The sequence below is a fragment of the Nocardia flavorosea NBRC 108225 genome (genome assembly GCF_001613385.1).
GTDB classification, from domain to species: Bacteria; Actinomycetota; Actinomycetes; order Mycobacteriales; family Mycobacteriaceae; genus Nocardia; species Nocardia flavorosea.
Genome location: NZ_BDCG01000003.1, coordinates 21,139 through 34,809, shown reverse-complemented (window position 1 = coordinate 34,809; position 13,671 = coordinate 21,139). Strand labels below are relative to the sequence as shown.

Sequence of the window (13,671 nt, the reverse complement as noted above, 5' to 3'; positions counted from 1 at the left end):
CCGGGAACCGATAGCCACGCGGCACATATGTGATGTATGGCTGAATCGTGGCGAAATCGTATCAGAGCAGGTAGGCATCGAACCTGGTGTGACCAGTGGTCGTTCCACGGAGACGAGCATCACACCGGTACACCGGCCGTCGGATCCGAGGGCCGGATGCGCCGCAGGTTTTCGCGGGTGCTGTCAGGGGTACATAACAGCAGCCGGCGAGCGCCGTACTCGACTGCCGCGCGCAGGCACCCCGGCCAACGATGTCCGGCTGCGCGGGAACCTGGTCCGGCGCTCGCCGGCCCCCGTCAAACGTGCATTCCGGGCTTCCGCCCGTCCCCGGGGGGCCCCGCGAAGGCCTGTGCGATGGACAGCCACCGGGCGGCGTCGCTGCCGGTCGCCTCGAGTGCCAGATCGTCCGGATGGCGCCGCTGAGTCACCAGCAGGCAGAAATCGAGCGCTGGTCCGGTGACCCGCTGTTGCGCGTCCGGCGGGCCCCAGGACCACAGCGTGCCCGACGGTGCGACGAGCTCGACCCGGAACTCCGCCGCCGGAACCGGCAGGTCCCGGACCGCATAGGCGAAATCCCGGGTGCGGACCCCGATATGCGCGACGGCGCGTAGCCGATCCGTCGGTGCACGCCGGGCACCGAGGGCGTCGGCGATATCTTGACCATGGGCCCACGTTTCCATGAGCCGCGCGGTGGCCATCGAACCCGGCCGCATGGGCGGCCCGAACCAGGCGACCTTGGCGTCGCCCGGCACTGCGCGCAACGCCGCGTCCAAAGTCGCCCGGCCGTTGCGCCAGCGTTGCAATAGATCGGGGACCGGTGTATCGGCGGCTTCGGCCGCGGCATCGTCGACGAAGGTGGCGACCCGGTCGGCGGCCTCGGTCAGCAGCTCGGTGAAGGTCGTGCCTCCGGTTCGCGCGTCGGATGCCGACAAGCCGGCGACTTCGTCGGTCCAGGCGAGGTGGCCGATCTGATGGGCGATGGTCCAGCCGGTAGCCGGGGTGGGGCGGGCCCACTCCGCGGGTGGAAGCGGTTCGACCAGTGCCTCGAGTTCGGCGCTCTCGGCGGCCAGGTCGTCGAGCAGGGTGTGCAGATCGGCCATACGCCCAGCATTCCAGCGGCGTGAGCCGAATACAAGCAAGCGTGCTTGTATTTTTCCGGAGCTGTCTACCAGCCGAAGATCAGCAGGTGGGTCGCGCCCACGAACAGGCCGAGTACCGCACCGTGCAGATATAACAGCCAGGCATCCTGCTCCACCGATGCGTAGAACATCTCCATGAACTCACCGGGGGTCAGCTGCTGGAGTTTGCGCGCGGCGAACTCGTCGATCTTCTCGGCCTGCTCCCCGATGAAATCGGCATCCCCGACCAGGGCCGGTGCCAGCCCCACGGCCGCACCGGCCGCACCCACCTTCAGATTGTCGAACTGCCGGCGGCCGAACGCGGCGCGCACCACCGAGGTCGTCCGCCCCAGTTGCCGATGGATCTCGTCGGAGATGAGTTGTTCCAGCAGCAGCCGGGTCTTGTCGCCGTTCGGGCCGTTCAACAGTTCGTTGGACAGATTCGGCAGGGTCAATACCTGATAGGCGAGAATATGCGCCAGATCGGTGGCCGCCTGCGGCTGCCGTTTCGCCAGCAGGGCCTGTTTCCACAAATATTTGTAGCGCGGTTGCGGATCACCCGGTGTGAACACCACCCGGATGGCGACGATGTTCACCGTCACCCCGATGAGTGCCGTCACCAGCAGGACGATCACCCAGGCGGGCACCCAGCCCCATACCGGAATGTTCTGATGAATATGCAGATACAACGCGAGGAGCAATCCGAACGGCGCACCGAGCAAACCGATCCGGACCATGAATTTCAGCTCCGGAGCGGCAATGGTCGTGGTGAGGTCCTTGAGGATATGCGGGTTGTCCTGCAGGTAGCGGATGACGAAGCCCTTGATATCGATCAACTGATCGACATTGTCGCCGAGCGAGGTGAACGCCTTCTCGCACAGTTCGGGCATCTCCCGCTCGACCCGCTGGTAGATGAGCTGACGCATCGGCCGCGGCAGACTCTTCCACAGGTCCGGGTTCTCCCGGTTCATCACCTCGTCCACGATGGATTCGACCTGTTTACCGGCCAGTGCTGCGACATAGTCGGCGATACCGTCGAGATCGAGTTCGTGAATGAAATCCCGCGGACTGCCGATCCGCATCAATGCCTTGTCGACACAGATACTGGCCATTTTCTCGGCTCGGGCCGGAATGAAACCCTGGAAGCCGAGCCGGGAACCGTCCTCGGAAAATGTGGGCAGCACCTGTACCCGGCGCGGGAGATAGGGGTAGAGCACCGCGAGCCCCGGAATCCGGACCCCGCGGAACAGCAGCGGCCAGAAGAGCATCACCACACCGGTCCAGTTGGTGAACCAGCCGGCCGCCGCGCTGAATATCGGAAAACTGATCAGGTCGACCACGAATTTGGTCTGCCCGGTGAGTTCCTCCCAATCGATCAACACTCCGGACGAGAGTGTGATCATCGCGCGCTCCCCTTGGGCCGGATTGTGGATTCGATGATCACATTGTCACCGGGCCGTCCCGGGTGTCAATCAGGGCCCCCACCCCGCCGCCGGGCGCCGTTGCCCGGCCGGCGACCGGCGGTGGAGATCCAGCACCGCACCACGGTGAAACCGGAATAAGGTGCCCCTATGACCGATCCTCAGGCCGCCGCCGCGCTGTCGGCCTTCCTCGACGCCGTCACCACCGGAAACCTGGAAGTGGTCGACCTGACCACCGCGCTGAGCAGTTCGACCCCGGCGCTGCGCCTACCCGCACCCTTCGCCAACCTGATCGATTTCAGCCTGGAGGAGGTCAGCGCCTACAACGAACCCGGGCCGTTCTGGCGGCACAACAATATCCACACCGGGGAACACGTGGGCACCCACCTCGACGCACCGGTGCACTGGATCACCGGCCGCGACGGCGACGACGTATCGCAGATTCCCGTGCGGCGGCTGATCGGCCGGGCGGCCGTTCTCGACCTGACCGAGCAGGTCGCGGCAGACCCCGATTACCTGCTCACCGCCGCCGATGTCGAGGCCTGGGAAGATACTCACGGCCGGCTCACCGCGGGTACGTGGCTGTTGCTGCGCACCGGCTGGGAATCCCGGGGCGATTCCGAGGCGGCATTCCTCAATACCGACGACACCGGATCCCATACGCCCGGTGTGGCGGTCGACTGTGCCCGGTGGCTGGCCACCGAACGTGAGATCATCGGGCTGGGGGTGGAAACCGTGGGGGTGGACGCGGGGCTCGCCGGCGGGTTCGACCCGGCCTTCCCGGTGCATCACTACTTCCTCGGTAACGACAAGTACGGAATCACCTCGTTGCGCAACCTCGGCCGGCTGCCGGCGGTGGGCGCGATGCTGGTGGTGACCCCGTTGCCGATCGTCGGCGGTACCGGCAGCCCGGCGCGGGTGCTCGCCGTGATCGATCCGGACGGTGCGCTCGAATGACGGCAACGGGCGCTTCGGGCGAGCCGACATACGGTCCCACTGTCGCCGACGTGGTGGGCCGCGTACTGGCCGACCTGGGCGCAGGGCATGTTTTCGGTGTCGTGGGCAGCGGAAACTTCGTGCTCACCGAGGCACTGCGCCGGGGCGGGGTGCCATACACCGCGACACGTCACGAGGGCGGTGCCGCGACCATGGCCGACGCGTACACGCGGATGTCGGGGCGGGTCGGTGTGGTTTCGCTGCACCAGGGCTGCGGATTGACCAATGCGATGACCGGTATCGGCGAGGCTGCCAAGAGCCGCACCCCGATGATCGTCCTGACCGCCGACAGTCCGGCCGCGGCGCTGCGCTCCAACTTCCGGATCGACCAGGACGCGCTGGTCCGCAGTGTGGGCGCGGTGAGCGACCGGGTGTACTCCGCCGCGACCGCGGTCGCCGATGTGACGCGGGCCTTCCGTACCGCCGTCACGCAGCGGCGGACCGTGGTGCTGAATGTGGCGATCGATATCGCCGCAGCGGCGTGTTCGGTGGCCGGGCCCGTCGAAGCGGCGGTGGTACCCGCGCGGGTCCGGCCGGATGGAGACTCGGTGGCGCGGCTCGCCGAAATCCTGCGAGCCGCGCGGAGACCGGTGTTCGTCGCCGGACGCGGCGCACGCGATGCCGGGCCCGCCCTGGCCGAACTGGCGAAGGCCTGCGGTGCGCTCGTCGCCACGTCGGCGGTCGCGAACGGCTTGTTCATCGACGACGAATTCGCCCTGGGTATTTCCGGCGGCTTCTCGTCCCCGGCAACCGCCGAGCTCATCACCGGCGCCGACCTGATCGTCGGCTGGGGCTGCGCGCTGAACAACTGGACCATGCGTCACGGCCGGCTGATCGGTCCGGATACCCGGATCGTTCAGGTCGACGACGATATCGAGGCTCTCGGCGCGCACCGCCCGATCGAATTCGGGATGCTCGGAGACTGTGCCGCGACGGCCCGGGATGTTCTTGCCGAACTGCGTTCATCCGATTCTGCCGGCGCGATCGGTTACCGCACCGCGAACACCGCGGACCTTATCGCGAAATCGTCTCGCTGGCAGGACGTTCCGGTGGTGGACAGTTCCACGGCAGACCGGATCGATCCCCGCGTGCTGACGATCGCGCTCGACGAGATACTCCCGCCGGAGCGGGTCGTCTCGATCGATTCGGGAAATTTCATGGGTTACCCGGCTACCCACCTGTCGGTCCCCGACGAGCTCGGGTTCTGTTTCACCCAGGCCTTCCAGTCGATCGGCCTCGGTCTGCACACGGCGATCGGCGCCGCCTTCGCGCAACCCCACCGGCTCCCGGTGCTCGGTGCCGGTGACGGCGGATTCCTGATGGCGATCGCCGAACTGGAGACCGCGGTCCGCGCCGGCCTACCGCTGGTGGCGATCGTGTACAACGATTCCGCCTACGGTGCGGAGGTTCATCATTTCGGCGACGCCGATCACACCACCGTGCGGTTCCCGGAGACCGATATCGCGGCCATTGCCGGAGGTTTCGGTGCCGCCGGGGTGACTGTTCGCTCGGTCGAGGATCTGGCGCCGGTCCGCGCATGGGTCGAGGGGTATCGCCACGCCGGGCAGCCGCGCCCACTGGTGATCGACGCGAAGATCACCAGCGACGGCGGGGCCTGGTGGTTGGCGGAGGCGTTCGCCGGACATTGATCAGGGTGAAGCGCGCAACCGCAGAATCTTGGAGGATCTCCGTGCTCAGCCGGACGGTCGGGTCGGCCGTCCACCGTACGTCCTGGACGAAACAACCGTTCAACGAAGGGGCCATGATGTCCGATCGATCCTGGGACCCGGCCGCTCCGGGAGTGTTGCGCCTGCCATCCGGGCGACTTGTGCGCGGCAGAGGGCTCCGTAATCCCCTTCCATCAGGCGATACCCCTCAATTCGGGCTGTACTTGCTATCCGGTGAACCGCCGCCGGTCGAGTGGGAGAGCCGGTGGGTGCGTTGGCGAGATTTCTGGTTGCCGTCCGATCGCAGCGCACTCGGCCCGGTCCTGCGGGAATTGCTCGAGCGCTCTGACGGTGAGCGCGTCGAGATTGCGTGCGGGGGCGGCTTCGGACGTACAGGTACGGCTATGTCTTGTCTCGCGGTGCTCGACGGGGTACCGGCCGCCGAAGCCGTCGACTACATCCGAGAGCACTACTCGCCCAGGGCTGTCGAGATGCCGTGGCAGAAGCGATTCGTCACTCGTTTCGACTGATATCGCGCTCGCCGGCCGACGTGCTCGGTGGTCGGTCCCTCCTCTTCTGCCTTCTTCCTTCTGTAGATTCTCAGATAACTTGTCGCTATAATCCGTGCGTATTCAGCGTGAGTGAAGCTTCTTCAGTGGGAACCGATCCGGGTTCGCGCTGTGGCAGTGTGAAAGACGTCCGGTTCCGACGATCATGCGGGCCCATCAGCACGCTGCCGGCACCCGCCGCGATTGGTGCCGGTCGGGCCGAACCGCCGGGCGGCGACAGTGGGCCCAAGCCTGTCGATCTCGGCCCACTCACCTCACTGCGACGCAGAATCCAGTGGTGCCGTGCGCGAGCAACTCGAGATCGAGCAACTTAAGATCAAGCAACATGCGGCAGGATGAGGAAGCGGCCCAACTACGACGCCGTGCAGTTGAGGAAACCAACGATGTAGTGCGCGGCAATCTGATCAAGACCCTTGTGGACCGGTGGCCGGAAGATCCAGAAACCCGTGCTCTGCTGCATGATCTCGTTCATGTCGACGGTTTTGCCCACAATCGCACGGGTGTGGTGAAGCTCCTGGTCAGCCGGTGGCCAGACGAGCAAACCTGCGTGGAACTGAGGCGAGTTGTGACGACCGATCCGGACCGTTCGGTCACGAAAGCAGCGGCCGAATTCCTCATCGAACTCCGGCCGGGCGACGCGATGACCTGGATGCATGAGGATGTGAGATCGCAGGACCCGGGCGTGCGCATGCGGACACTGTGGGCCTTGCGAACGTTCTGGAAAGACCATCCCGACACGCTTACCGCGATCCGCGATTGTCTGACGAGCGACAGCTCGGCCGCAGTGCGATACGAGGCGATGAACGCTCTGGAAGACGGTGCCGACCCCGGCACGTTCGTTCTCGCGCTACAGGCAGTCGGCGATCCCGACGCCAAGGTTCGCGCGGCCGCGGTCGACGCTTTGGGCACATACCGGACTGTAGTCACGACTGCGATAGCTCAGGCGCTGTACGAGCGGGTCACCACCGACGATGATCCGGACGTGCGTGAGGCAGCGCTGCGGACAGCCCTGCGGCCCAGAAATCCAGGAGTGCTGTGGCCCGACCACCCCGAGGCGATCAGCGGACTTCGGGAATACGTTGCGGCTGATCCCTTTGCCAAGAGTCGCCGGTTTGCGGTGTATCTCCTCGATCATTTCACCGACGACCCCGAGGTCCGCGCGCTGCTGCGCAGGATTGCCGAGCACCATCCCGACGATCGAGATCGTCGCATGATGATGTGCAAACTCTCCGCAAGCGGTCACGACGATCCCGAAACTAAAGAGATGGTGCGGCGCATGGCGGTGGTGGACCCGTCCTGGGAGGTTCGCGCCCACGCTGTCAAAGGACTCGATTGGCAGGACGACGCCCCCGATCTGGAACTGCTGCGCGACCGCGCTGTCGCGGACACCCACGGAAATGTCCGCGGCGCGGCATGGGAAACGTTGGCCCTCTGGACAACCCGGGAGGATATTGCCGCCCTCATGCGCCGCCGTTCCGCTGACGATCCCGATCCCGACCTCCGCGCACAACTACTCGTCGAGATCGTGCACGACGCCCAGCACGCAGCGGACCGGCACCCCACCGTCACCTACCTGGCCACACGTGTCGAACATGACCCCGACGCCGACGTCAGACAGCTTGCGGCCGACCTCACGGCCGACCTCACCAGCGGCGAGAAGAACATCGAGAAGCGCGAAGTCGGAACCAGGCACCGGTGGGACTGGGACTGACCATCCGAACAATTGCGATATCGCGGTCGATCTCCTACCTGGCTTCATAGATCACAGGTCGCGCGTCACTAATCGATCACTTTGTACACACACGCACTGAGAACGGACCACTTGGCCCACCTCACCTCACCTCACTTCAACACAGAACCTAGTCGCCCGGACGGCTGTCAGGTGCCTCCACCGGCCGCTCCATGAGATGCCGGGCGAGCATGGCGTAGCCGACCGCAGTCCTGGCGCTGAGCCCGAACGTGATCGACAGGTGCAAGGGATCAGAATTCGTCGACAGTGCTTCTTGCAGAACGCGGTGACCACGGATGTGTTCGAGCTGGATGCCGAGCAGGCTCAGGTGCCAGGTCAGGTGGTGGTCGGTGACCGGGGAAGTTCCGAGTACGGAATCGGTCGAGACGATCACATGCGGGTTCGGGGTGCCCGGCCATCGGTGTTGCCGGTAGGTCAGCCAGTCCGTCAACACTTCGTGGGTAAGCTCGGTGAGCTGGTGGACGGTTCCGCCGATCCGGATCCGCCGGCGCGGCAGGTCGACGTCGTCGAGGGTGAGGTTCCGCAGCGGCGTCGCGCGGGCGGCATAGACCGCGACCAGGCCGACGATGACGCGCTGCATCGGCGTCACGGCCGTGGCGGTGACCGCGTCGACCTGGTCGTCGGTCATCGGCAGCAGCATTCGGGACGGCGCCGCACCAACGCGCAAGCGACGAGTCGGGTCAACGAAGATCAGGCGGTGCCGTTTGGCGAACCGGAACAGTGAGCGCAGCGCAACGAACGTCCCGTTCCGCTTGTGCCCGCTCAGCCGGTTCAGCACCGCGGACACGTCGGCATGGGTGACCTCGCGCAGGTGCGATCGGGTGCTCGCCCATTGGATCAGCGGCGGGAGCGCCCGGCTGAAGTAGGCGTGCAACGTCGCGGTCGCCCGAGGCCGCGCCCGCTGTTCACCTTCGTGCAGCACCAACAACCAGGCCCGGACGTCATCACGGAATCCCGACGGGAGAGTGGCGGTCCGGCGGTCGATCCACTGCCGTGTCGGCGACTCGGTGTCGTCGACCAGCCGGCCGCACTGATCAAGCACCCGGGCCGCGATCCGGGACTGCCAGACGTTGCCGAGTTCGGCGCGGACCCGGCTGAGCAGGATCGGCTCGTCCTCAGGGCTGGCGGCCAATACGCGCCGCAACTGGTCGCCCCTGCGCCGCAGCGTTTCGATGCTCCAGCGACCGACCTGGGCCATATCGAACAGTCGTTCCAAGATTTCTTGCTCGGCGCGGCCGGTTGGTTCGTCGAAGAGCTCGGCGAATCGAAGGCCGCCGAGCGAGCGGGGTCGGCGTTGGCGCGCGTGAATCCGGCAGCCGTAACAGGCGTCGCAGTAGAGCCGGGGCCGCCCCTTCTTCTGGCCGCTGTCCTCGATCGGGGCACCGCATCGGGTGCACCGACGATCACGGTATGCCTCGGGACAGTCGACCCGGGTGCTTCGGTTGTCGCGCGAAGCGGCGGGCTCGAGATCGTCGCGACGACGTCGGGGTGGTGTTCGGAACCGGCGGCCGCGGCAAGCGTCGCAGTATAGCCGGGGCCGCCCGATCTTGCGGGCGCTGCGTTCGAGCGGCGTTCCGCACTCGACGCATGAGCCGTCTCGGTGGCCTTTGGGGCCTTTGGGGCCTTCGGTTCGTCGTTCCGCCGTCTTCGATGGTCGGCAGGTCAGACAGTATTGGCGCGGGCGACCGCCGCGCGGGCAGGTGCTCGCCTCGATGGGGCCGCCGCATTCCTGGCAACCGGGGGCGGTCATCGAGGCGGCAAGGACCGGCCCGTCCTGGGCTTCGGCACGATCCGCCTGACCGCGTCTGCGCCCTGATCTCCGACCGCCCGAACGTGCTCCTGGGCCGCGACCGGCTGCGCCACGGTGTTCGGTTCGGCGATTATCAGCTCCGCTATCCCACAGTCGAGCACGGCGCAGAGCACGTCGAGCTCATCCGGTCGCAGCACCGCAGGCGTGCTCGACCACATCCCCGACATCTTGCCGGTACTGATTTCCAGGCCGCGGGCGGCGAGCAGACGGCGCAGCTCGCTGGACTTCCAGATGCCGCGGTTCGCGGCGACCAGGCGCAGGTTCCACTTCATCGGATCAGTCCCTCCCACCGTTCGGCGGCGCGTTTGTGTCCGGCCGCGACGGCGTCCTCGACTCGGTTTCCGTAGGGGTGGACGTAGTTCATCGTGGTGGCGATCCAGGAGTGCCCGAGCAATTCCTGGATAGCCAGGATCTCCACGCCGGTCTGGTAGAGCTGGCTGGCGCAGTAGTGGCGCAGGACGTGCGGGGACATCCTGCCCACCCAGGCCGGGAGGTGCCGTTCCACCGCGGCGGCGAGGGCTCGGCGCATCACGCTCGTGTCCCAGCGTGAACCCGCCCCGCCCGGGCATCGACGTTCGGATGGGAACAGCGGAGCACCTGGAAGGCTGTCGTCGGCGTCGAATTGTGCCCACACGTCCTCGATGAACCACGTCAGCGCGCGATCAGCACCGTTGATCAGCGGCACCAGCCGTTGCTTCGGGCCTTTCCGGTTGGAGCCCTTACCGTGCCGGACGTTCAGCTTGCCGAACCGGCCCAACTCCCAACGCACGTCGGTCAGGTCGAGCATCCGGGACTCGTTGATCCGCAGCCCGACATCTGCTGAGAGCCGGGCCACCATGTAGTTGCGCGCCGCCGGCGCGAACTTGCGGCACGACACCAAATCCTCACGCCACCCCGCGAACAGCTGCTCCATCTCCGCCTCGGTCGGCGGAATCCGGATCTGGATATCAACCGACATCCGCGGGCGATTCACTTCGTCGATCGGACACTCGACCACATGGCCGGTCAGCTCATGCAGCTCGACCTTGTACCGAATCTCGAGGAAGTCGAAGTAGGTCACCAGAGCTCGCGCCCTGGCCGACCTCGTCGACGAGGACACCCTGCGCAACACCGTGCCGAAATAGCGATCGGCATCGCGGGGCTCCATCCCCCACAGCGGCCGGCCGAACCAGTTCCGGACCAATTCCAGATGCAGATTCTCGGCCCGGATCGAGCCATCCGTCAGTCCGGCCGAAGCTCGCGCGAGGACGAACTCGGACAGCACGTCGACCTCAAAATCGGCCAACTCCTCATCAGTCACAAGACCACGCGGCTCCCGCAGAGACCGCACCACCGCCAGCGTCAACCCACCCCCTCGATGTTCATCATGGATGAAATTCCGTCACCGGATCAGCAGTCCTCTCATCAGAGGTGACGAAACGTCATTCGTCACCCTGAGCGACCTGGATGGGCTGAAAAGGCTGCGGCACTGCACGACAACGCCATTCGGACGGATCGCCACAGCGTCGAACAAGACGGTTATCTAATTCGACCTGAGTATTCGCAGAATCCTGTCTGCCCGATTTCTCACTAACTGGTCGCAGCGATCCGTGCGCATTTCAGCGTGAGTGAAGCCTTGTCCGTGGGAACCGATCCGGGAAGCGATCGCCCGGATCGTGGGCCTGCCGTCCGGGGTCAGTGGCCCGTCAGCGATTCCGAATATTCGGCAGAGATTCACCGTATCTGTTCGTGCCTAACTCGGCGGTCACGCACAACAGTCGGCCCGATGGGGTGACATCGATCGTTGCCGACGAGCGCCGCCTCGACCGCGACGGTTATGCATCTGTCGGTGTCCTGGCCGACGACTCCTATCGTATGCTGCCGGCCTGACGGGCCCGCCTTACTTCAGGTGCCGGGCGACGACGAGCCGGTTCCCCTCGTCCCCCGGCGTGCTGCGGGACTCCGGTATGCCCGCCCCAAATTGGCGTGCAGGGTCTTTTCTTTCGAGCCGAAGGCGTCCCAAGGCCCGCTGGAGGGCGTTTCCGTCACCATCCCACTGCAGCTGGACATGGAGTGGGATGGTGACGTGCCGGGCCTCCTCGACCATGGTGCGGGGAAACGAAATTCCCGACAAACAGGACCGCGGCCGAGATACGCGGCTCGACCACTGCCAGCCGGGTGCTGACAGAGATCACCCAGCCCGAATACCTGACCGGGCCGCCGATCTCGGGCAGCGCGAGAAGAGCGTCCAAGGTGGTTTGCTATTCCGGGACTGCCTTGTCGACCAGTGGGAGGATGAGCCGGTTGCCGATCTCGTCGTCAACCGGCCCGCCGGCCGCCGGCGCCCTGTGCAGGTCGGCGAGGGTCTGCTCGGCGGCGGCGATGCAGGGGCCGGGTGATGGTTGCCCAACGGCCGCACCAGCGACTCGTCCATGAGGACTTCCATGCGACACGAAACCGGTGATCGGCGTACTTCCACAAGGCTATATTTAATCGACCGTTTGTTTGTTATAAATACAGATCCTCTCAGTGGAGTCCGACAACCCATGCATTCGATCCGTTACGCCCAGCTCGCTCCCACGACGATCGCTCCGGATATACCACCATGGTTTACCGCAGCCGTCGCAGTCGAACCCCAGACTGGACGGTTGACCGTCGAGGGAGTATCGATCCGTTACCTGAGGTGGGGATCGGCCCAGGGTTCGCGCCCTATCGTGCTGGTACACGGCGGGGCCGCGCACGCCTGCTGGTGGGCACCGCTGGCACCGTCGCTGGCCGCGGCGACCGGTCGCGATGTTGTCGCCGTGGACCTTTCCGGTCATGGCGTGAGCGATCGGCGTCCGGTCTACTCGATCTCGTTGTGGGCGTCCGAACTCCGCGCGCTCATCGAGCACCTCGGGCAGGGCAAAACCACGGTGGTAGCCCATTCGATGGGGGGAATCGCCGGCGCCGAACTCAGCTTGCACGACGACTCACCGATCGACCGATTCATCGCGGTCGACGCCCCGGTCTGGCGCAATGCGCCGCCACCGCCTGGGCTGACAATTCGTGCGGTAGGCGAACGGATCTATCCGAGCATCCCCGAGGCGTTGGCCCGGTTCCGGCTCCTGCCCCGCCAGGCCGTCGGATGCCCATGGTACGAACGATTCATCGCGCTCCAAGGCCTGGTCTCCGACGGCATGGGATGGCGCTGGCGCCACGATCCACGCATCTTCTCCGATTCCGACGAGCACGGCCGTATCGCACGTTTCACCGGCGACCTGACCGGAGCCGCTTGTCCCGTGGACCTGATCTTCGGCCACCGCTCCTTCCTTCGCCCCGCGGCGGAAGAAGATCTTCTTCCCTGGTCCGGTGGACAGTTCCGAGTACTCCCGGATTCCGGGCATCACATCATGCTCGATCGGCCGCTGACCCTCCTGGGCACACTGACCGGCCTCCTGCGGCGCACTCCTCCCAGGGAATGAATTTCGCCTACCGTACGGTAGAATTAACCAATGCGATTGGCCAGACGATCAGCTTCACGCGTGAACATGCGCAGATGCGGCGGCAAATACTCGGGCCCGCACCGGACACCGGGGGGAACGCCATGACCGAGACCCGAGAACGGCCCCGCCGGGGCCGGCCACGGACCGGGCCCGATCCCGAGCGGTTCAAAGAGATCATGTCGGCGGCCGCGAATCTGTTCCTGGAAAAGGGCTACGACGCGACCAGCATCCAGGACATCGCCGATTCCGTCGGCTTGCTCAAGGGCAGCCTTTACCACTACGTCAGCTCCAAAGAAGACTTCCTTTTCTACGTCATCAAGGACACCTACGCCATCGCACTCGACGAGATGAGCCGGGTACTGGAGCTGGACGTCGAGCCCATTGCGCGAATGGCCGCCTTCGTACGCAGCCATGTCTTCTATGCGGTCGCCAACCTGACGGCTTACACCATCCGGCTACGGGAACTGGACAAGCTGAGCGAGCGACGCCGCGCGGAGGTCCGCGAGGGCGGCAGGACCTACCTCGGAGCACTGCAGAGCATCCTGCGCGAAGGCCAGGAGGCCGGGGTGTTCGACCGGAACTTGAATGTGGGTCCGGTTTCCCTGATGATCACCGGCCAGCTGAACGATCTGACGCGTTGGTACAGCCCTGCGGGCGCCATGTCGGCGGACGCGCTCGCCCGCACTTACGCCGGGCTGGTCCTCGGATCCGTGGTTTCGGATCAGGCCATCGCCGAGCACGGCGGGATCGAAGGTCTGCGCCGCTACGCACAGCAAGTCGACTTCGGCGGTCCGGTCGCCGCGGAAACCTCCCTTCCGGCCTCGGCTTCCTGATCCGCGGCAAGAGATGGTGAAACCGCCGTCCGGCTGCTATTAC

Annotated in this window: 11 protein-coding genes; 6 read left to right on the top strand and 5 right to left on the bottom strand. The window is 65.7% G+C overall.

From position 1 onward, the window contains the following. Nucleotides 1-296 precede the first annotated feature (296 nt). Both NFL01S_RS03665 and NFL01S_RS03660 read right to left on the bottom strand, forming a co-directional pair. A complete protein-coding gene (locus NFL01S_RS03665; RefSeq protein ID WP_062971495.1) occupies nucleotides 297-1,100 on the bottom strand; it encodes a TIGR03084 family metal-binding protein in 804 nt (267 codons plus the stop codon). Between the two features lie 65 nt (nucleotides 1,101-1,165). Continuing rightward, nucleotides 1,166-2,521: a DUF445 domain-containing protein gene (locus NFL01S_RS03660; protein WP_062971492.1), complete on the bottom strand. Its 1,356-nt coding sequence runs from the start codon at nucleotides 2,519-2,521 to the stop codon at nucleotides 1,166-1,168. Nucleotides 2,522-2,689: 168 nt separating this feature from the next. Here NFL01S_RS03660 and NFL01S_RS03655 point away from each other — a divergent pair, with 168 nt between their 5' ends. The 4 genes from NFL01S_RS03655 (at nucleotide 2,690) to NFL01S_RS03640 (ending at nucleotide 7,482) form a co-directional block, all read left to right on the top strand. Continuing rightward, a complete protein-coding gene (locus tag NFL01S_RS03655) occupies nucleotides 2,690-3,496 on the top strand; it encodes a cyclase family protein (RefSeq protein ID WP_062971490.1) in 807 nt (268 codons plus the stop codon). Beyond that, nucleotides 3,493-5,184 (top strand): thiamine pyrophosphate-binding protein, encoded by a 1,692-nt coding sequence (locus tag NFL01S_RS03650; RefSeq protein ID WP_062971488.1) that lies wholly within the window; start codon nucleotides 3,493-3,495, stop codon nucleotides 5,182-5,184. The genes NFL01S_RS03655 and NFL01S_RS03650 overlap by 4 nt, the downstream gene beginning before the upstream one ends. Before the next feature lie 116 nt (nucleotides 5,185-5,300). Further along, on the top strand, nucleotides 5,301-5,732 hold the full coding sequence (locus NFL01S_RS03645) for a protein-tyrosine phosphatase family protein (protein ID WP_062971574.1): 432 nt from the start codon (nucleotides 5,301-5,303) through the stop codon (nucleotides 5,730-5,732). A 316-nt stretch (nucleotides 5,733-6,048) separates the two neighbouring features. Beyond that, nucleotides 6,049-7,482: a HEAT repeat domain-containing protein gene (locus tag NFL01S_RS03640; RefSeq protein WP_168433978.1), complete on the top strand. Its 1,434-nt coding sequence runs from the start codon at nucleotides 6,049-6,051 to the stop codon at nucleotides 7,480-7,482. Between the two features lie 148 nt (nucleotides 7,483-7,630). Here the strand turns inward: NFL01S_RS03640 and NFL01S_RS03635 are convergent, their stop codons facing one another. From NFL01S_RS03635 to NFL01S_RS03620, 3 genes are all read right to left on the bottom strand, one after another. Continuing rightward, nucleotides 7,631-8,737 (bottom strand): site-specific integrase, encoded by a 1,107-nt coding sequence (locus tag NFL01S_RS03635; RefSeq protein ID WP_062971484.1) that lies wholly within the window; start codon nucleotides 8,735-8,737, stop codon nucleotides 7,631-7,633. A gap of 530 nt (nucleotides 8,738-9,267) precedes the next feature. Then, complete coding sequence (locus NFL01S_RS03625; protein ID WP_062971480.1) at nucleotides 9,268-9,603, bottom strand: helix-turn-helix domain-containing protein; 336 nt, start codon at nucleotides 9,601-9,603, stop codon at nucleotides 9,268-9,270. After that, a complete protein-coding gene (locus NFL01S_RS03620) occupies nucleotides 9,600-10,676 on the bottom strand; it encodes a tyrosine-type recombinase/integrase (protein ID WP_062971479.1) in 1,077 nt (358 codons plus the stop codon). Before NFL01S_RS03620 ends, NFL01S_RS03625 begins: the two co-directional genes overlap by 4 nt. Nucleotides 10,677-11,958: 1,282 nt before the next feature. Here NFL01S_RS03620 and NFL01S_RS03610 point away from each other — a divergent pair. Both NFL01S_RS03610 and NFL01S_RS03605 read left to right on the top strand, forming a co-directional pair. Continuing rightward, nucleotides 11,959-12,774: an alpha/beta fold hydrolase gene (locus NFL01S_RS03610; protein WP_168433977.1), complete on the top strand. Its 816-nt coding sequence runs from the start codon at nucleotides 11,959-11,961 to the stop codon at nucleotides 12,772-12,774. 122 nt (nucleotides 12,775-12,896) lie between these two features. Then, a complete protein-coding gene (locus NFL01S_RS03605; protein WP_168433976.1) occupies nucleotides 12,897-13,628 on the top strand; it encodes a TetR/AcrR family transcriptional regulator in 732 nt (243 codons plus the stop codon). Nucleotides 13,629-13,671: the final 43 nt, after the last annotated feature.

Coding starts and splice junctions, on each gene's coding strand:
- NFL01S_RS03605 (WP_168433976.1), top strand. CDS start 12,897: ATGACCGAGACCCGAGAACGGCCCCGCCGGGGCCGGCCACGGACCGGG.
- NFL01S_RS03625 (WP_062971480.1), bottom strand. CDS start 9,603: ATGAAGTGGAACCTGCGCCTGGTCGCCGCGAACCGCGGCATCTGGAAG.
- NFL01S_RS03665 (WP_062971495.1), bottom strand. CDS start 1,100: ATGGCCGATCTGCACACCCTGCTCGACGACCTGGCCGCCGAGAGCGCC.
- NFL01S_RS03660 (WP_062971492.1), bottom strand. CDS start 2,521: ATGATCACACTCTCGTCCGGAGTGTTGATCGATTGGGAGGAACTCACC.
- NFL01S_RS03650 (WP_062971488.1), top strand. CDS start 3,493: ATGACGGCAACGGGCGCTTCGGGCGAGCCGACATACGGTCCCACTGTC.
- NFL01S_RS03645 (WP_062971574.1), top strand. CDS start 5,301: ATGTCCGATCGATCCTGGGACCCGGCCGCTCCGGGAGTGTTGCGCCTG.
- NFL01S_RS03655 (WP_062971490.1), top strand. CDS start 2,690: ATGACCGATCCTCAGGCCGCCGCCGCGCTGTCGGCCTTCCTCGACGCC.